The sequence below is a fragment of the Lacipirellula limnantheis genome (genome assembly GCF_007746075.1).
In the GTDB taxonomy this organism is placed as follows: domain Bacteria; phylum Planctomycetota; class Planctomycetia; order Pirellulales; family Lacipirellulaceae; genus Lacipirellula; species Lacipirellula limnantheis.
The window spans coordinates 6,321,719-6,337,787 of record NZ_CP036339.1; the positions used below are offsets into that span (position 1 = coordinate 6,321,719).

General features: G+C 62.2%; 14 protein-coding genes. 8 read left to right on the forward strand and 6 right to left on the reverse strand.

The genetic code is table 11. The features are described 5' to 3' along the window. Nucleotides 1–33: 33 nt before the first annotated feature. From I41_RS24700 to I41_RS24710, 3 genes are all read right to left on the reverse strand, one after another. Nucleotides 34–1,158 carry a DUF1559 domain-containing protein gene (locus I41_RS24700; protein WP_145435689.1) on the reverse strand — a complete coding sequence of 375 codons (1,125 nt, stop codon included), beginning with the start codon at nucleotides 1,156–1,158 and terminating at the stop codon, nucleotides 34–36. A gap of 254 nt (nucleotides 1,159–1,412) precedes the next feature. Continuing rightward, the gene (locus I41_RS24705; RefSeq protein ID WP_145435690.1) at nucleotides 1,413–1,811 is read right to left on the reverse strand and encodes a peptidase associated/transthyretin-like domain-containing protein; all 399 of its coding nucleotides are present in this window, start codon (nucleotides 1,809–1,811) and stop codon (nucleotides 1,413–1,415) included. A 53-nt stretch (nucleotides 1,812–1,864) separates the two neighbouring features. Further along, nucleotides 1,865–2,986 carry a DUF1559 domain-containing protein gene (locus tag I41_RS24710; protein WP_145435691.1) on the reverse strand — a complete coding sequence of 374 codons (1,122 nt, stop codon included), beginning with the start codon at nucleotides 2,984–2,986 and terminating at the stop codon, nucleotides 1,865–1,867. Nucleotides 2,987–3,263: 277 nt separating this feature from the next. Here I41_RS24710 and I41_RS24715 point away from each other — a divergent pair, with 277 nt between their 5' ends. The 5 genes from I41_RS24715 (at nucleotide 3,264) to I41_RS24735 (ending at nucleotide 9,920) form a co-directional block, all read left to right on the forward strand. After that, nucleotides 3,264–4,649 carry a peptidoglycan-binding domain-containing protein gene (locus I41_RS24715; protein WP_145435692.1) on the forward strand — a complete coding sequence of 462 codons (1,386 nt, stop codon included), beginning with the start codon at nucleotides 3,264–3,266 and terminating at the stop codon, nucleotides 4,647–4,649. Nucleotides 4,650–5,226: 577 nt separating this feature from the next. Further along, entirely contained in the window at nucleotides 5,227–7,053 is a 1,827-nt protein-coding gene (locus I41_RS24720) for a PEP-CTERM sorting domain-containing protein (protein WP_145435693.1), read from the forward strand. A 1,117-nt stretch (nucleotides 7,054–8,170) separates the two neighbouring features. Continuing rightward, complete coding sequence (locus tag I41_RS24725; RefSeq protein ID WP_145435694.1) at nucleotides 8,171–8,566, forward strand: 4Fe-4S binding protein; 396 nt, start codon at nucleotides 8,171–8,173, stop codon at nucleotides 8,564–8,566. 270 nt (nucleotides 8,567–8,836) lie between these two features. Next, nucleotides 8,837–9,295, forward strand: coding sequence for an SRPBCC family protein (locus I41_RS24730; protein WP_145435695.1), 459 nt, complete (start codon nucleotides 8,837–8,839; stop codon nucleotides 9,293–9,295). A 238-nt stretch (nucleotides 9,296–9,533) separates the two neighbouring features. Then, on the forward strand, nucleotides 9,534–9,920 hold the full coding sequence (locus I41_RS24735; RefSeq protein ID WP_145435696.1) for a DoxX family protein: 387 nt from the start codon (nucleotides 9,534–9,536) through the stop codon (nucleotides 9,918–9,920). A gap of 126 nt (nucleotides 9,921–10,046) precedes the next feature. Here the strand turns inward: I41_RS24735 and I41_RS24740 are convergent, their stop codons facing one another. Beyond that, the gene (locus I41_RS24740) at nucleotides 10,047–10,892 is read right to left on the reverse strand and encodes a sugar phosphate isomerase/epimerase family protein (protein ID WP_145435697.1); all 846 of its coding nucleotides are present in this window, start codon (nucleotides 10,890–10,892) and stop codon (nucleotides 10,047–10,049) included. A 209-nt stretch (nucleotides 10,893–11,101) separates the two neighbouring features. Between I41_RS24740 and I41_RS24745 the strand changes: the two genes are divergently transcribed. Next, nucleotides 11,102–12,013, forward strand: a complete 912-nt coding sequence (locus I41_RS24745; protein ID WP_145435698.1) for a DNA-methyltransferase — start codon at nucleotides 11,102–11,104, stop codon at nucleotides 12,011–12,013. Between the two features lie 83 nt (nucleotides 12,014–12,096). Here the strand turns inward: I41_RS24745 and rlmN are convergent, their stop codons facing one another. Next, the gene (gene rlmN, locus I41_RS24750; protein ID WP_145435699.1) at nucleotides 12,097–13,176 is read right to left on the reverse strand and encodes a 23S rRNA (adenine(2503)-C(2))-methyltransferase RlmN; all 1,080 of its coding nucleotides are present in this window, start codon (nucleotides 13,174–13,176) and stop codon (nucleotides 12,097–12,099) included. Nucleotides 13,177–13,313: 137 nt separating this feature from the next. Then, a complete protein-coding gene (epmB, locus tag I41_RS24755) occupies nucleotides 13,314–14,300 on the reverse strand; it encodes an EF-P beta-lysylation protein EpmB (protein ID WP_145435700.1) in 987 nt (328 codons plus the stop codon). Nucleotides 14,301–14,622: 322 nt separating this feature from the next. Here epmB and efp point away from each other — a divergent pair, with 322 nt between their 5' ends. After that, nucleotides 14,623–15,201 carry an elongation factor P gene (gene efp, locus I41_RS24760; protein WP_246133745.1) on the forward strand — a complete coding sequence of 193 codons (579 nt, stop codon included), beginning with the start codon at nucleotides 14,623–14,625 and terminating at the stop codon, nucleotides 15,199–15,201. Nucleotides 15,202–15,361: 160 nt separating this feature from the next. Continuing rightward, nucleotides 15,362–15,997 carry a LemA family protein gene (locus tag I41_RS24765; RefSeq protein WP_145435702.1) on the forward strand — a complete coding sequence of 212 codons (636 nt, stop codon included), beginning with the start codon at nucleotides 15,362–15,364 and terminating at the stop codon, nucleotides 15,995–15,997. The last annotated feature ends 72 nt before the right edge of the window (nucleotides 15,998–16,069 follow it).

Genomic DNA, 16,069 nt, shown 5'->3' on the forward strand with positions numbered 1-16,069 from the left:
CGTTCCGGACGTGAACTTCCCTTGCCTCACGCCCTACTGAATCGGCAACTTGCCGATCGTCTGGTCGTCTCCGGACGCGATGAACGTGTCCCACACGCTCATCGGCCAATTCGCGGGCCAAGCCCCCCCCAAGACCTCTTGGCCATGAGCACCGATATCGACTTCGTTGGCGATGAAGTGCGCGCTGCCGTCCACCAGTCCGACGTTCACGCCGCCGGCATGCACACTGCGCACGGTCGCTTGGTTCTGCGCATCGTCGCCCGTATAGTCCGGCATGCACTCGCGCATCATGAGATCGGTATCCGCCGCCGACAGCCCTGCGGTATCGTCCGCCAGCGGGCTGCAGACGTTTGGTCCATTGTCGTCGCCCGTCTGACCGAACCAAAACAACACGCTCGCTCCAGCCTGACCGAGCGCCCAAGTGCCTCGCCGATCGCGGGCCGTAATTCCCGCACGAACCTCTCCTAACAACAGCGTGTTCGAGGTGCCGTCGGTGATTCCCTTCAATTTCGCGCCTACGTTAGGACCAATCACGCCCCGACGGCGTCCATCTCTCCAGCCGTCGGAATCGGGACCGAAAATACCATCTCCAGATCGGTTAAACAGCGGTCCGTTGCCAGCGTTCGCCGCGTAGTTTCCCCGTGCCCACTGCGTGGCGGTCGCGGCGCCGGAGAACTGCATCATCGTATCGCTATAGTTCGTATCGCTCGGGCAGCGGAACACCGCAAGAACCGCCGTGCGAACCGGGGCGTTGTTGGCATGCCCCATTTGAGGAGGAGCCTGACCGTTCGGCCAATTGCCGGTCGCCTTCACCGACTGATCGATCTGGTTAAAGACCGACGACTGCTCGATATATGGCAGTAGCCGAACAGCCCAATTCGGACCGATTTGCGTAATCGCCAGTGTCGCTGGTTCAACTCCCTTTGGGAATTCGAACGCCATCGGGAAAGCTCCCTTTGCCGACTCGTAGTTCAGCAATCCCAAGCTCAACTGACGCAGATTACTCTGGCACTGCTGCCGTCGCGCCGCCTCGCGCGCCGCCTGTACCGCCGGCAGCAATAGAGCCACCAGCACGCCGATGATGGCGATTACCACCAAGAGTTCCACCAACGTAAAGCCTGCACCAAGTCGTGCGTGGAAAGCTCGATGCCCAGTCATATTGGCTCCAGGGCGACGCAGATGAGTCACGAGAAAAGCAGAAAAGGGAGGGGGCGAAACAAGCCCTCGTTTCGCCGCCGCAAACCTCTACCTTATCCCAGATTAGCCGCCATGGGTCAACAAAAACAGCGCCGCGGCCTAATCGATCCTCGCCGCCGGAACTGCGGCGCGAGCCTGCTCGGCAAGGATGGGCGCGAGCCCGTGTAATCCTGTTTCGCTGCGACGCTCGCCAGCGTCTCACGGCGCCGCGGGCGTTACGGCTCGACCTTGAAGTCAAAGTGGGTGTGATCGCCGTCGACGGTCGCCTCCAGCGGCGTGGTCGTCGCGTCGCCGTACTTTTTGGGCACGGCCAGTTCCTGCTTGTTGTAGTTTTTCCACAACTGCAGCACGACTTTGTACTGCCCCGGCTGCATGCCGTCGCCCGGCATCCGCGTCATCATCTCGAACGTGCCGTCGGGCTTCACGCCGCCAGTGGCATGTTTTGCCGTTCCGCCCTCTCCCGTGGTCGCCGGCTGGAAGAGCACCGTTCCCCCTTCGCAGGGAATCGGCTGGCCGTCGGCGCCCGTCACCGTGCCCGTGACTTGCAGCTTTCCATCGCCGCCGCCGCATCCCGCCAGCAGTCCGATAGCGACCATCAATAACCATCGAGCCATGAACTTTCCTTTGCGCAGTGAAGCTGACATGAAACGGCCGCTGCTGCGAATCTCTACTGCTGATGCGGCATCTTGCCAATCGTCTGGTCGTCGGCCGACGCGATATATGTATCCCAGACGCTTAACTTCCAATTGTCGCTGCTCACCGCCTGCCCGAGCCCGCCGACGTCGACTTCGTTGGAAATAAAGTGAGCGCTCCCATCCGCCAGCCCAATGTTGACGCCGCCCGGATGGACGCTGCGCACCGTCGCTTGCTTCTGGTCATTGGCGTCGAACTGGTCTGGCATGCACTCGCGGGTCAGCAGGTCCTTGTCGCCTTCGCTCAGCGAACCCGAGAACGTATCGTCGGCCCACGGTGTGCAGACGTTCGGTCCGTTGTCGTCGCCCGTCTGGCCGAACCACGCCAACATGCTCGCCCCCGCCTGCCCCAGCGCCCAGGTGCCGCGCCGATCGACCCGCAGCAATCCCGCGCGAATCTCGCCCAACAGCAGCGTGTTCGACGTCCCATCGGTAATCCCCTTCATCTTCGCGGCGACGTTGGGTCCGATCACCCCCCGCCGACGTCCGTCTTGCCAGCCTTTCGAATCAGCGCCCGAAATGCAGCTGTCGCAGCCATTCTGGATCGCCCCGTTGCCGGCGTTCGCCGCGTAATTCCCTCGCGCCCATTCTGAAAGATTCGCACCGCTCCCCACTTGGGTCATCACGTTGCTGTACTCGGTGTCGCTCGGGCAGCGGAAGACCGATAGCACCGCCTGGCGAATATGAGCGTTGTTCGGCGACGACATCGAAGGCGGCGCCTGGCCGTTCGGCCACGTCCCAGGCACGACGGCCGTCTTGTCAATCTGGTTGTAGAGCGCCCCTTGCTCGACGAACGGCAACAGCCGCACCGCCCAGTTGGGCCCGAACATCGTGATCGGCAGCGACGACGGGTCAAGGTTTTTCCCGTACTCGAACGCCGGCGGATAGGCGCCCCGCGCCGACTCGTAATTGGCCAGCCCCAAGCTCAGCTGCCGCAAATTGCTCTGGCATTGCTGCCGCCGCGCCGACTCTCTGGCCGCCTGCACCGCCGGCAGCAATAGGGCCACCAGCACGCCGATGATGGCGATCACCACCAAAAGTTCCACCAACGTGAAGCCCGCACAACGACGTGCGCGGAAAGCTCGAAGGCCGCTCATAATGGCTCCAGGGCGACGCAAATGAGACACGTAGAAAAGTGACAGGCGTACCAAGGTCCAATCTTGCCGCCTCAAGCTTTTACCTTATCCCAAAACGGCCGTTATGGGTCAATAAAAATCGCCACAGCGGCCTGAAGAATCCGCGACCGCGCCCCGGTAACGCCCGATTCTTCAACCCCCTGCGGCAAAAGGTCGCGCCCCGGCCCGCCCGCATCCACTCCGCGCCAGCGTGATACAATAGGGCCTGCCAGTTCCGTCCCTCCAACTGACCCCGCCCATGCCCTCCAAGCTGCGTCCGTTCGTCCTGCTCGCCGCGCTGCTGGCAACGGCCCCTCAGGCGGCCCACGCCGCCGATTTCGGGTTCTTCGGCCGCAGCGGCGACGCTATCGAAATCAACTTCGCCGCCCTCCCCGGCGTCGCCGCCGGCTCTGCCTTCTCCGGTCTCAACCTCGCCGGATTCAGCGGCCATACCGTGCTTGCCAGCGATCTGCTCGCGAACCAGCCGTTCGAAAGTGCCGGCCGCTTCTGGGTCTTCCCCGATCCGGCGCGCAACACCCGCGCCCTGGGCGATTCGAACGCCGCCCGCGGTTTCCAGGGAACGCTTTCGGGCAGCCTCCTGGTGAACGGCGCCGCAAAGACGTTCAGCGTCACGGTACAACCCGGCTACACCGGCAGCGGACTCGGCGCGGTCGGCCAAAGCTCAGAGGCGCTCGGCCGAGCCGCCAACAACCCGCTTTTCGTCGCTCAACAGCAGCAGCGACTGCGCTACCTCGGCTTTGTCAGCGAGGGGGGCGCACCGGTCGCCGTGAGCGGCGTTTTTGGAGCCGGCACGGATTCCGCCCTGCGCACCTTTCAAGGCGCCTTCATTGGCGGCATCAACACGACGCAGGCCAATACCGACGGCATCATCGGCCCCACCACCGCCGGCTGGCTCAACGCCCAGAATGCGCCGATCTTCCAAGAGATCGCGCCAACCGCGGCCTACACCGTCTCCGCCGTGTCAGAGCGCTTCGCCACCAGCTGGACGCTCGACCTCATTGCCAAGGGCTCTGTCTTGGCGAAGGCTGCCACCGGCATCACCCAGCGCGTCACCGCCCTCTCGACCGCCGACGGCTATGGCTCCTCGGCCATTCACGCCACGCATCGCGTCGGGACCGACATCGACCTGGCGACCGCCAGTTCGACCCACAACTGGGGCGACGGCGTCACCAGCACCGACGAAGCCAACGTCGTCAAACATGCCGTTGCGTTCGTCGACGCCGCCGCCAGCGGTCGCGTCATCCGCTTCATCACCTCGAACCAGGACATCTACGACGGCATCCGCGCTGCCCGCCCCAGCGTCCCGTTGTACTACGACACCAGCGGCGGCCACCAAGACCACCTCCACATCGACGTCGGCCCCCCAACGCGCAGCGCGGGACGAACGAATCTCGCGGGCGACTTCAATCTCGACGACGCCGTCAACGCCGCCGATCTCGCCGTCTGGCAGCGGTACGCCGGCGCCAACTACGCCGGCAGCGATTACCTCACCTGGCAACGCCGTCTCGGCGCGAGCCAGCCGGCGGCTCTAGCCGCCGCAGTGGCACAAAACGTCCCCGAACCAACTTCGCTCGCCCTGCTCGCCTGCAGCGCTCTGCTTTGGCTTAAGCGATCCCGCCTGTAGCCATGCCAATCGCGCCTCTGGCATGCTGCCATCGCAGCAGCGGGGACGCGCGAGCCTCGGGCCCTCCTGTCACATCGAATCCCCACGGCGTCCCATCATCCAGCCCAGGGAAAATTGCGAGAGCCATGGACGTTGAGTGAAGTGTCGCCGAGCTGGCGTGTGTCGGCTGATCGTGCACGAACTCGCTCTCCGCAATGCCCGCACCCATCACGGCGGAAATGCCTTTTGGATGCCGTAACCCCTTTCCTCGCCGTCGCTTCCCCACCTGCGTAGCGTTCAATGGCAGCTAATTGGCGCCAACTCGGGCGATGGATTGCGAACGAGGTCTTCCCCGACGTGCTCGCAAATCAGCTTAAGTTTTGCGCTAGTCGCCACGCGAAAGGCGCTGTTAATTCATCTTCCCGACTTAGGATAAGCGAAGTTTCGCTCGTGCGTTGCGGGTGATAGAACTTCATTGAAGTTGGCGGCGTTCGACGAAAAGCCTCCCGGCCGGTCGCAGCATCTGATGATTAGATGACGCGCGGGCCAATCCAAACGGCGGAAGTCGATTCGCAACCAGGCTTGAGGACTTGACCATATGAAACGACATCTGGCGGCGATTGTTCTACTAGGAAGTCTGAGTTGGGCGAGTCAGGCAACCGCCCAAATCGGCACCATCTTGTTCCAGGAGAACTTTAACGGCCTGACTCTCGGCCCGAGCGTCAACGAGCGACAACTACCGACGGCCACCAATCGCCGCCCCACGATCGCGCTGCCGGGCACCGAAGCGGTTCCCAACGCATTCACCCACACGCCGCCAACCGGTTGGACGCAACTGGCCAACTTCAACAATTTCGGCCACCAGGATCTCCTGAATCCCGACTATGCCGTGGGGAATCAAGTCGGCAACTCCGGCGTGGGCAACGCGGGCGACCCGGGCAGCGGCGTCGACGAGTGGGAGGGGTGGAGCTTCGCCGACTTCGACTTCTGGATCACCGCCGACACGCAACAGCGCGAACTATTCAGTCGTGCCAACAACTCGATCGTCGCGGTCGTCGACCCAGACGAGTACGACGACCTCGGCCTGGGCCTCGGCCGGCCGCAGAACTACTACAACGCGGGCCTGTCGACCAACAATATCAATGTGGCTGGCAAGAACAATGTCACCTTGGCGTTTGATTCCAGCTGGCGAGCGGAAGCGCGCGACGATCGTCACGCGAACCCCGCGCTGAACAATGGCGTGAACAGCGGCGAAGTGAACGATCAGACCGCCATTATCTACGCAAGCTTCGACGGCGGTACGCCCGTGCGAGTCAATCTGTGGAGCTCCGACTCCAGTCTACCCGAGTTCCATGATGACGCCGTCGACGAGCGCGCCGAGGTACCGATCACGGTCCCCGCAGGCGCTCAAAACATGAAGCTGACGTTCGGCATGCTGAACGCGGGCAATGACTGGTGGTGGGCGATCGACAACTTGGAGGTTCGGCAGGGAGCCAACGCTCCGTTCTGGACCGAGAACTTCGAGTCCGTCTCCCTCGGCCCGAGCGTCAACGAGCGGTTCACCCGCCACACGACAGCCGCAAATGACGATGCTGGAAGCACTCCCATTCCTAGTTCGTTCACCCATACGCCGCCCACAGGCTGGACGGTCGACAATACGTTGCAAGGAGACCCGATTGACGACAATTCTGGCACCTTCGAGTGGGAAACCTGGTCGTTCTCCACGAAGGAGTTCTCCGCTTATACCGGCAATACTCAGCTGTATGGGTTCCAGAAGTCGACGGGCAATTACGCAATCGCGGATTCCGATGCGGCCGGCGGCGCCGTGACGTTGAGCACTGTTCTGCAGACTCCGACGATCAACATCGCCGGCATCGGTGCGGGCGCCTTGAAGTTGCAGTTCGATTCGGCGTGGCAATCCAGCGGTTCGCAGAATGCCGTAATCACCGTCGACTACGGCAGCGGCGAGACCGAAGTGCTGAATTGGAAGTCTGACGAGAACGATCCAGGTTTCCACGACACCAACGTGAACGAGACGGTCTCCCTCAGCCTGAACAACCCGGTCGGCGCCACGACGGCCAAGGTGCGATTCAAGTATCTCGATGCTAATAACGAGTGGTTTTGGGCGATCGACAACATCAAGATCGGTACCGGCGGAAACGCCGATTTCGACAACGACGGCGACGCCGACGGCAACGACTTCCTGATCTGGCAGCGTAATCGCGGCACGGGAACCACGCTGGCGCAAGGCGACGCCGACGGCAATGGAGTCGTCAACGACGCAGATCTGGCGATTTGGAAGTCCCAATTTGGCCAGACCGGCCTCGCGACTGTGGCCGCGGGCGCCGTCCCGGAGCCGGCAGCCGCCGCTCTCCTTTTCACGGGACTGATGTTCGTTGCCGGAACGAGCCGCAAGCGCCGCTAACGCTCGCGAGCCGTAACTCGTCAGCGTGGCAACGCACGGCCTAGACGCATGGCGCCGTCCGGCCAGGGACCTCCCTGGCCGGACAGGCGTGATGCGAAGACCTCCGTCGCGAATTGAAGCTTCATCCGGCGTTCGTCAGGCTTCAGCGATGATAGCCCCGTTTCGTTGGGAAGCCACGACCCAACCGCGACGGGATGGCAGGGTGCAAATCGGGGGGCCCCTGCCGTCCGTCGCGGCTTTCTCTCCAATCTTGCGGTCTGTACGGGTGAATATTCATTACTCCTTGGCATCTCGACTTCCGATCTCTGCCGCAGCCCACCCGCCGCTGGCAGACCGGCCGCGCTGAGCGCCAAGCGGGCTCATGCTATCCATTTTGCCCCGTCTCGGCTAATGATCACTGGCCGACATGGCCCGCACGGCCGCCGCGAGATTTTTCCGCACTCGCTGCAAGTGCCGCTCGCGTGTCGCCGATGAGCAGCGAGGACGCGGCCTCGATCCCCATAGCCCCGGCCCAGGTTGGCGTACTCGCCTGCCAGGGCAGCCGCTGTGGCGGCAACCGAGACACCCCGCGGAAGCGTTGTTTCAAGTTCGCCTTTTTGTCGCCATGGTGGAGACGGTGATCTCAGTGATCTCGGTGGACTCGCGTTTTCTCGGCGTTTTTTAGTTTTGTCGCCAGAAACGACTCTCGCGACAAATTGCCGCCGGCGACAGAAATCGCTCCGTCAGGTCCAGCACGACGACCGATCTTGCCGGCAATTCGGGCGCCCGGCTGAAAAGCAGGCTGGCCGCCGACAGGCGTGCCGTCCTCTGCAAGGCTGAGTACCCGCCCATCCCCGGTCAAGCAGCTTTCAACGCTGATTTCCGGTCAAACGAATGGCCCAACCAAACAATTTGAACCGCCCAGGACGCCCATGAACGCCGATCAAGAAAAACAGAACGCCCCATTTATTAGCGTCCACTAGCGTCCATCAGCGCTGCTGGCTTTCCCCGGCCTTCCCCCTCGGCGTCCCTGGCGGTTGGTAATTGGAATTCGCCCCAGCGGAATTGGCGGGCGGCCGATAATGGCATATCATTGTGAAGGCTTTCACAAAGTCCTCCTCACGCTCCACGACGCGACATGGCAAAGCAAGGTCCCCGCAAGAAGGTCCCGAAGGAGTTGGCGGTTATCAACGCCGACAACTGCACCGGCTGCGAGTCGTGCCTGGAGGTCTGCCCCGTCGACTGCATTACGCTGATGCGGATCGACCGCGGCGTCGTCAAAGGGACGCAGCAGTGGTGCGAGATCGACCTCGAACGCTGCGTCGGCTGCGAAGTCTGCGTCCACATCCCTGGCAAAAAGTCGAACCCGTACGACCTGAAGGTCTGCCCCTGGGACGCGATTGAAATGGTGCCGACCGAGATCGTCGCCACCGTAGTGGCCGAAATCGGCGGCCCGCCTGAGTACATCCAAGAGAATTGGGACCGGCTCGTCGGCACGGCCCAGCAATTGGCCGAACTCCGCGCCGGGGCTTAGCGGCTAGGTTGCCCCGCGTATCGAGCCTCCTGAACGGAGGCAGCGTCATCGTGAGCGTAGCGAAGGATCTAGCGCCACCCCTTGGCCGTAGGCCTCGACGCGCCGTAGCCTGGGGCAATCGCAGCGCCGCCCCAGGAGCTGCCATCCGCTGACCATCGACCACTGACAAAAAGTTCTCTCCCTCTGTCGATTCTCGCCCACTCGATCGACTACTTAGCACAGGCGCCCGTTACGGCCGAACTGAAGCATTAAATTCAAGGGAGAGAAGCCATGTCCGCATCAACCGGCGCCGTCCGCCTTCATCGCGTCCTCCGCGCCCCCGCCGAACGAGTTTTTAAGGCCTTCGTCGACGGCGACGCATTGGCCCGTTGGCTGCCGCCGCACGGCTTCGTTGGCAAGGTCCATGAGATCGATGCCCAGGTCGGCGGCGGTTACCGGATGTCGTTCACCAACTTCGGCACGGGTTCCGCTCACAGCTTCAGCGTGAAGTACGTCGAGCTCGTGCCGAACGAACGGATCGTCCACACCGACCGCTTCGACGATCCGAACCTGCCGGGCGAGATGACCGTCACAATCACGCTCAAGCCGGTCCTCTGCGGCACGGAGTTGAGCATCGTCCAAGAAGGGATCCCCGCGATGATCCCCACCGAAATGTGCTATCTCGGCTGGCAGGAATCGCTGGGGCAACTGGCGAACCTTGTGGAGCCGAGCATCCCGGACGGCGCGTAACGACTCCCCCGGTCGGGCGCCGGGGCTTGTTCAATTGCCAGCATCTTTTCCATTAACCACAGAGCTCACAGAGAACACAGAGGAAAGTCTCAGGAGATCGCCTTCAACGTCTTTCTCTGTGTTCTCCGTGGTTAATGCAATCGACGATGCTTGGAAATAAGGTTTGGAACGCGGGACGAAAACCAATAACTTATGCCAAACAACAAACAACACTCAAACCACTAACAGCGAGCGTGCAATGAATGCGAAGAAGATTATTGGCTGGGTCCTCAGCGTCCTCATCGCAGCGATGCTGATGTTCCTGAGCGCACCCGGCAAGTTCATGGACTTCGACGGTAAAGAAGAAATGTTCGCCAAGCTGGGCTGGGGCGTGGAGGTGATGAAGACGATCGGCGTTATCGAAATCGCCGTTGCGATTCTTTACCTGATCCCGCGAACTGCGTTCATCGGCGCCGTTCTGATCACCGCCTACCTCGGCGGAGCCATCGCTACCCATGTCCGCATCAACGACCAATTCATTATGCCCGTGATCATTGGCGTGCTGGCGTGGATCGCCCTCGGCCTCCGCGACGGCCGCGTCTTCACCACGGCGTTCACGGCTCCGCCAAAGCCGCTCGCCGACTAGCCCCCACTGCAGCCCCGGGCTTCGCCCGGGGGTCGGCCACCACATCGCGCGACATTGCCAATCGGAACGGACACCCACCCCCGGGCGGAGCCCGGGGCTAAACTACGTTTTACACACCCAAATTAGTCAGTTCTCACTCGCAATCGCCGCTGCGATCTTCCGCAAGTACTCAATGCTCCGCTGGCCAATCTCAACGGGACTCGGTTCGTACTTGAAGACCTCCAGAGAAAGCCAACCCGCATAGCCGATTTCATCGAGCGCCGTGAGAATCGGGCCGTATTGTACGTCGCCCATCCCCGGCCCGAGCAGATTGGGATCGTTCACGTGAACGTGAACCAGCCAGTCGCGACTATCGCGGATGATGACGTCGATCGGCTCCGCCTCGCTCGACATCGCTTTGACGTCGAGGTGGAGTCGACAGTGGGGCGACTCGACGAGCTCCGCAAGATGGATGGCGTTCTTCGCCGTGAGCATGAAGTTGCCTTCGGTCGGCCCGAGCGGCTCCAAGGCGATCGTCACCCCGTGCGCAGCGCAGAGCGGCATTGCCTCGCGCAGGATCTCGGCGGCGTATGATTCAGCGTCGTTGTACCCGACGCCCGGCAGCAGGTTGCGCTGTTGGGGTGAGCCGAGTACCATCAGCGTACCGCCGATCTCGCCGCAGAGCTCGACCAACGCCTTGAGATAGTCCGCCGTCGTCCGGCGTACCGCGCCGTCGGGGCTGGTCAGGTGAAAGCCCTTGGTCTTCGCGAGGAGCCAATGCAGACCGATGACTTCCAACCCTGCCGCCTCGGCCTGTTGGCGGATCTCGCGCCGCTTCGCCGCCGAAACTCGGCGCGCGTCGAAGGCGTCGGTCGGCGGCAGCAGCGTGAAGGGCGCGATCTCCACCCCCGTGTACCCGAGCGACCGCATCGTCGCGGCGACCTGATCGAACGGCTCGACGCCGAACATCTCATTGCAGAAGGCGTATTTCATGGACAGCTCGGCATGAACCCTGTCACTCTGAGGTACTCCGAAGAGTCCGGTTAGATTCTTCGGAGTACCTCAAAATGACGGACTGAGGGAGGCAGCGATCAGTGCGATCAACATCCACAGTGTCGCAAACGGCGCGCCCCTTTGGTACCTTGTTCCACAGCAATGCTCCCCGATTTTCTCCGCATGATGCTCGAGCCGCGAGTCGCACGATGCCGCTGAAGCAAGGAAAAATTCATCAGGGCGACTGCCTGAAGTTGATGGGGCAGATCGAAACCGGTTCGGTCGATCTCGCCTTCGCCGACCCGCCGTTCAACATTGGCTACAAGTACGACAAGTATCACGATAGCCAGGACGACGCGAAGTATCTCGACTGGTGCGCGTCCTGGATTGCCGAGATTTCGCGAATTCTCAAGCCAAGCGGCACCTTCTGGCTGGCGATCGGCGACGAGTACGCGGCGGAGCTGAAGGTCGCCGCCACGCGGCAGATTGCTCAGCCGTTCATCATGCGGGGTTGGGTCGTCTGGTACTACACTTTCGGCGTCAACTGCACGCGAAAGTTCAACCGTTCGCACGCCCATCTCTTCCAGTTCATCAAGGACGACAAGCAGTTCACGTTCAACGCCGAAGACCCGGCGGTGCGCGTCCCCTCGGCGCGGGCCCTCGTCTACGGCGACAGCCGAGCAAACCCCAAAGGCCGGCTCCCCGACGACACCTGGGTACTGCGGCCGCAAGACGCGCCGGAGAGCTTCCAGTCGATGGACGACCTCTGGTACTACTCGCGCGTCGCGGGCACGTTCAAGGAACGCCAAGGCTTCCACGGCTGCCAAATGCCCGAGCAGCTACTCGGCCGCATTATCCGCGTGAGCAGCAACCCGGGCGACGTGGTGTTCGACCCCTTTACCGGCAGCGGCACCACGCTGGCCGTGGCAAAAAAGCTCGGCCGCGAGTTCCTCGGCACGGAACTCTCTGCCGACTACGCCAAGTACGCCACTCAGCGGCTGAAGGGGATCCAGCCGGGCGACCCGCTCGACGGCCCGGCCGATCCGGCATCGAGCTCGCCGAACACGGCCAATGGCGTGACGCTCGAGGCTCGGAACCGTCGCAAAGCGGCTGCGAAGTAACGCAGCCGTCATGCTGAGCGCAGCGAAGAATCTGGAAGTTTATTGGATGTGCTAGATCCTTCGCTGCGCTCAGGATGACCACGTTACGCTTCGCTCAAATTCGCCGTCTTGATGGCAATCGCATGCTTGCGATTCTCTTTGCGAACCAGCTGACCGCAGGCGGCGGCGACGTCGGCGCCGAGGCTGTAGCGGATCGTGCATTTCAGGCCGGCGGCTTTGAGATGGGCGCCGAACGCTTCGCGAGTTGAACGGTCGCTACCGTGCAAGTGTGGCGCGTCGTCGATCGGGTTGAAGGGGATGAGGTTCACGTGGACCCGCAAACCGGAGAGCCATGCGACCAGTTCGGCCGCGGCTGCCAGCGAATCGTTGAGGCCAGCGAGCATCAGGTACTCGACCATCACTTCGGTCGAGTCAGGTTGGATGCGGTTGAGCTCCATCAGTGCGCGGCGGAGCTCGTCGAGCGGGTAGCGTTTCGCCAGCGGGATGATCTGCTGCCGCGTCTCTTGATTAGCGCTGTGCAGGCTGAGGGCGAGGTTGAGGTTCGGGAAGCGGCGGGCGCACCGGATCATCGCATCAGGCAGGCCGACCGTCGACGCCAGGATGCGACTCGGCGGTTGGTGAAAGAGCTCGGAGGCCGTGAGCGCCTCAATCGTGGCGTAGAGGTTTTCTTCGTTGTGGAACGGCTCGCCCATTCCCATGAAGACGAGGTTGCGTAGTTGGCGGCCCTCGGCGGCGAGAATCTGGCGCGATTGGACGACCTGGTCGAGAATTTCGGGCGGCGAGAGATTCTGAGCGATCCCCATCTTGCCGGTCGCGCAGAAATCGCACGCCGCGGCGCAGCCGACCTGGCTGGAGACGCAAAGCGTCGTCCGGCCGGTGGCGATGCGGAGGATCACCGACTCGATGAGCATTCCGGCGCGGGTGCGAAAAAGGAGCTTCGTGGCCCCGTCTTGTTGCGAGTCATTCCGGCTATGGAGTTCGAGGGCGTGCAGGTCGACGCGACTGGCAAACGTCTCGCGGACTTCAGCGGGAATCTCGCCGAGCGCTTCGGCATCGCTGCGGCCATGCTTCAGCAGGGCATTGCGAAAACGGCGCAGCGCCTGCGGATCGAACCGCAGTTCACGGCGCAACTGGTCCAGTGCTTGTAGATCGCAGACGTGCATTGAAGACTAGGTATGAAGATCTCTCGCAGAGGCGCAGAGGCGCGGAGGAAGAACGGAGGAGAGAGACAGCCACTCCATCTGCCTCTGCTTCTCTGCGCCTCTGCGAGACCTTTCAAGTTTGACTTTAGCAATCTGGATCATGCGAGAACCATTTTATGAGCCGCCCCAGGCTGCTCTTGAACGTACTGCGGCACCGCGTAGCCAGGAAGTCGGCGGCGGAGTTCGGCGATGATCTCGCGGCCGCGCTCGACGCTCACCTCAAAATGGGCGGCGCCGCGGACGCGGTCGAGTTGATGCAAGTAATACGGCGTGACGCCGAGGTCGATGAGCCGCGAGTTGAGTTCGGCTTGGGCGTCGACCGTGTCGTTCACGCCGCGCAGCAGGACGGCCTGGTTGAGCAGCAGCACGCCGGCCGTGGTGAGACGGCGGAGCGCGGCGGCGACTTCTTCGTCGAGTTCCTGCGCATGATTCGCGTGGATCACCATCACCGACGTCAGCCGTGTGCCAGTAATCCAGTTCAACAGTTCGTCGTTGACGCGTGACGGAATCATCACCGGCAAGCGGGTGTGAATTCGCAGTCGGCGCAGATGGGGGACCGCGGCGAACTGCTCCGCTAAGCGGGCCAGCCGCGCGTCGGTGACGGTGAGCGGGTCGCCGCCGCTGAGGATGATCTCTTCGATCGCCGGATCGTCGCCCAGCGCGTCGATCGCCGCGTCCCAGACAGGCTCGCTCGGCGGCGCTTGGTGGTACGGAAAATGGCGGCGGAAGCAGTAGCGGCAATGGATCGCACAGGCGCCGGTGACCACCATGAGGGCCCGCCCGGCGTACTTTTGCAGCAACCCTGGACGAAGGGCGAACGAGGCGTCCTCAACGGGGTCGTCGGTGAAGCCGTGGGGCGCGTCGGCTTCGGCAGCCGCGGGCCAAACCTGCAGCAACAGCGGGTCCGACGGGTTGCCGGGCTCGATCCGTCGCAGATAGCTCGGCGGGACGAAAACGGGAAAGTCGCTGGCCCCCGCGCGTGCCCGAACGGCCAGTTCGGCGGGCAAACCGAGGAGCTCGGCCAGTCGGCGGGGATCGCGGATGGAGTCGCGAAGTTCCCGTTGCCACGGGGCGGTAATGGCCATGGAACGGGCGCGGACAGCCGATTCTGGAGTGGTTAGAATGCTCAATTCGGTTCGCGGCGGGGGTTCGCCTCAGAATGACGCTGCGTGGTGAAACGAACATTATGCGTGACAGCTAGCCGGACCGCCACGCGGTCCGGGTCCGGTGGGCGTGGCCCTCCGGCTAAGGCTGTATCAAGCGTACCAATTCACGTCATTCTGGGCGAAGCGAAGAATCTAGTAGCTCGTTGGAGACGCTAGATCCTTCGCTTTGCTCAGGATGACGACACCCTCGCAGGGTGGCGATTACTACATCTTTTTCAGTCGGACGACAGGAAGCAAATCAGTGGGAACGTACTCGACCAGCGATTTTCGTAAGGGCCTGAAGGTTCAGATCGACGGCATCCCTTATCTCATGATCGAAATGAACTTCCGCAAGCCTGGTAAGGGGAATGCCCTTTACGAGTGCAAACTGCGAAACCTGCTGCGGGGAACCGTGACCGACAAGACCTACCGAGCAGGACAAACGCTCGAGTCGGCCGACGTGTCGGAATTCAACGCCCAGTTCCTCTACCGACAGGGGGAAGAATTCGTCTTCATGAAGAACGACGACTACGAACAGTACGAGATGTCGGCCGAGTCGGTCGGCGACGCCTGGAAGTATCTGAAGGACAACATGGACTGCCAGCTGGTGGTCTACAACAACTTGGCGATCGCGGTCACGCCGCCAAACCACGTCGTCCTGAAGGTCGAGTACTGCGAGCCGGGCGCCAAGGGAAATACGGCTACGAACGTAACCAAGCCATGCAAGATGGAGACGGGAGCGGAGATTTTGGCCCCGGCGTTCGTTAATATCGGCGATTTCCTGCGAATTGACACCCGGACGGGTGAATATATTGAACGTGCCAAGGATGCGAACAGTTAAGCGAATGAGGTATTGTTGAATTGCTAAAGGGTGTGTGGGACGGGGTCAGCGACCCCGATCTCGCGCCGCTTGGTTTTTCATGCGGACGCGCCGCAATCGGGGTCGGAGACCCCTCCCACAAAATCGATGCATCTTCCACGCCTAGAAAAGGACCGTCGCCATGTCTGTTGAGTCGCTGCTGCTGGCCGATTTGGGCGCTGGTTGGATCGCGCTGATCGTCGTCGGCGGCGTAGGGTTGTTGCTGCTGATGTTCGGCGTCGGCATCTACAACAAGCTGGTGATGCTCCGCAATCGGCTGGAGAACTCGTTCGCCCAGATCGAAGTCCAGCTCAAGCGGCGGTACGACCTGATTCCGAATCTCGTTGAGACCGTCAAGGGATACATGAAGCACGAGCGCGAGACGCTCGAAGCAGTGATCTCGGCCCGCAATGCGGCCGTCGGCGGCTTGCAGGCGGCGGCGGCCAATCCCGGCGACCCGGCGGCGATGAAGCAACTCGCCGCCGCGGAGTCGACTCTGGGCGGTACGCTGGGCCGCCTGTTCGCGCTGTCGGAAGCGTATCCCGACCTCAAGGCGAACCAGAACATGGCTCAGCTGACCGAGGAACTCACCTCGACCGAGAACAAAGTCGCCTTCGCCCGGCAGGCGTACAACGACTCGGTAATGCAGTTCAACACCTACCGGCAGTCCTTTCCGCCGGTGATCTTTGCGGGCCTGTTCGGCTACGGCGAGGATGCCGAACTGCTGGAGTTCGCCGACAGCAAGCAAATTGCCGAGGCGCCCAAGGTGAGCTTCTAAAGCGACTGCGTCGCGTGGTGAGTACGCGAGTAAGTGAGTAGGTAGGTTTCTCGCTCGCCGCAGCATTTCAGC

Bases quoted from the DNA above. Each gene is read 5' to 3' on its own strand.
- I41_RS24700 (WP_145435689.1), bottom strand. From the start codon at position 1,158: ATGACTGGGCATCGAGCTTTCCACGCACGACTTGGTGCAGGCTTTACG.
- I41_RS24705 (WP_145435690.1), bottom strand. From the start codon at position 1,811: ATGGCTCGATGGTTATTGATGGTCGCTATCGGACTGCTGGCGGGATGC.
- I41_RS24710 (WP_145435691.1), bottom strand. From the start codon at position 2,986: ATGAGCGGCCTTCGAGCTTTCCGCGCACGTCGTTGTGCGGGCTTCACG.
- I41_RS24715 (WP_145435692.1), top strand. From the start codon at position 3,264: ATGCCCTCCAAGCTGCGTCCGTTCGTCCTGCTCGCCGCGCTGCTGGCA.
- I41_RS24720 (WP_145435693.1), top strand. From the start codon at position 5,227: ATGAAACGACATCTGGCGGCGATTGTTCTACTAGGAAGTCTGAGTTGG.
- I41_RS24725 (WP_145435694.1), top strand. From the start codon at position 8,171: ATGGCAAAGCAAGGTCCCCGCAAGAAGGTCCCGAAGGAGTTGGCGGTT.
- I41_RS24730 (WP_145435695.1), top strand. From the start codon at position 8,837: ATGTCCGCATCAACCGGCGCCGTCCGCCTTCATCGCGTCCTCCGCGCC.
- I41_RS24735 (WP_145435696.1), top strand. From the start codon at position 9,534: ATGAATGCGAAGAAGATTATTGGCTGGGTCCTCAGCGTCCTCATCGCA.
- I41_RS24740 (WP_145435697.1), bottom strand. From the start codon at position 10,892: ATGAAATACGCCTTCTGCAATGAGATGTTCGGCGTCGAGCCGTTCGAT.
- I41_RS24745 (WP_145435698.1), top strand. From the start codon at position 11,102: ATGCCGCTGAAGCAAGGAAAAATTCATCAGGGCGACTGCCTGAAGTTG.
- rlmN (WP_145435699.1), bottom strand. From the start codon at position 13,176: ATGCACGTCTGCGATCTACAAGCACTGGACCAGTTGCGCCGTGAACTG.
- epmB (WP_145435700.1), bottom strand. From the start codon at position 14,300: ATGGCCATTACCGCCCCGTGGCAACGGGAACTTCGCGACTCCATCCGC.
- I41_RS24765 (WP_145435702.1), top strand. From the start codon at position 15,362: ATGTCTGTTGAGTCGCTGCTGCTGGCCGATTTGGGCGCTGGTTGGATC.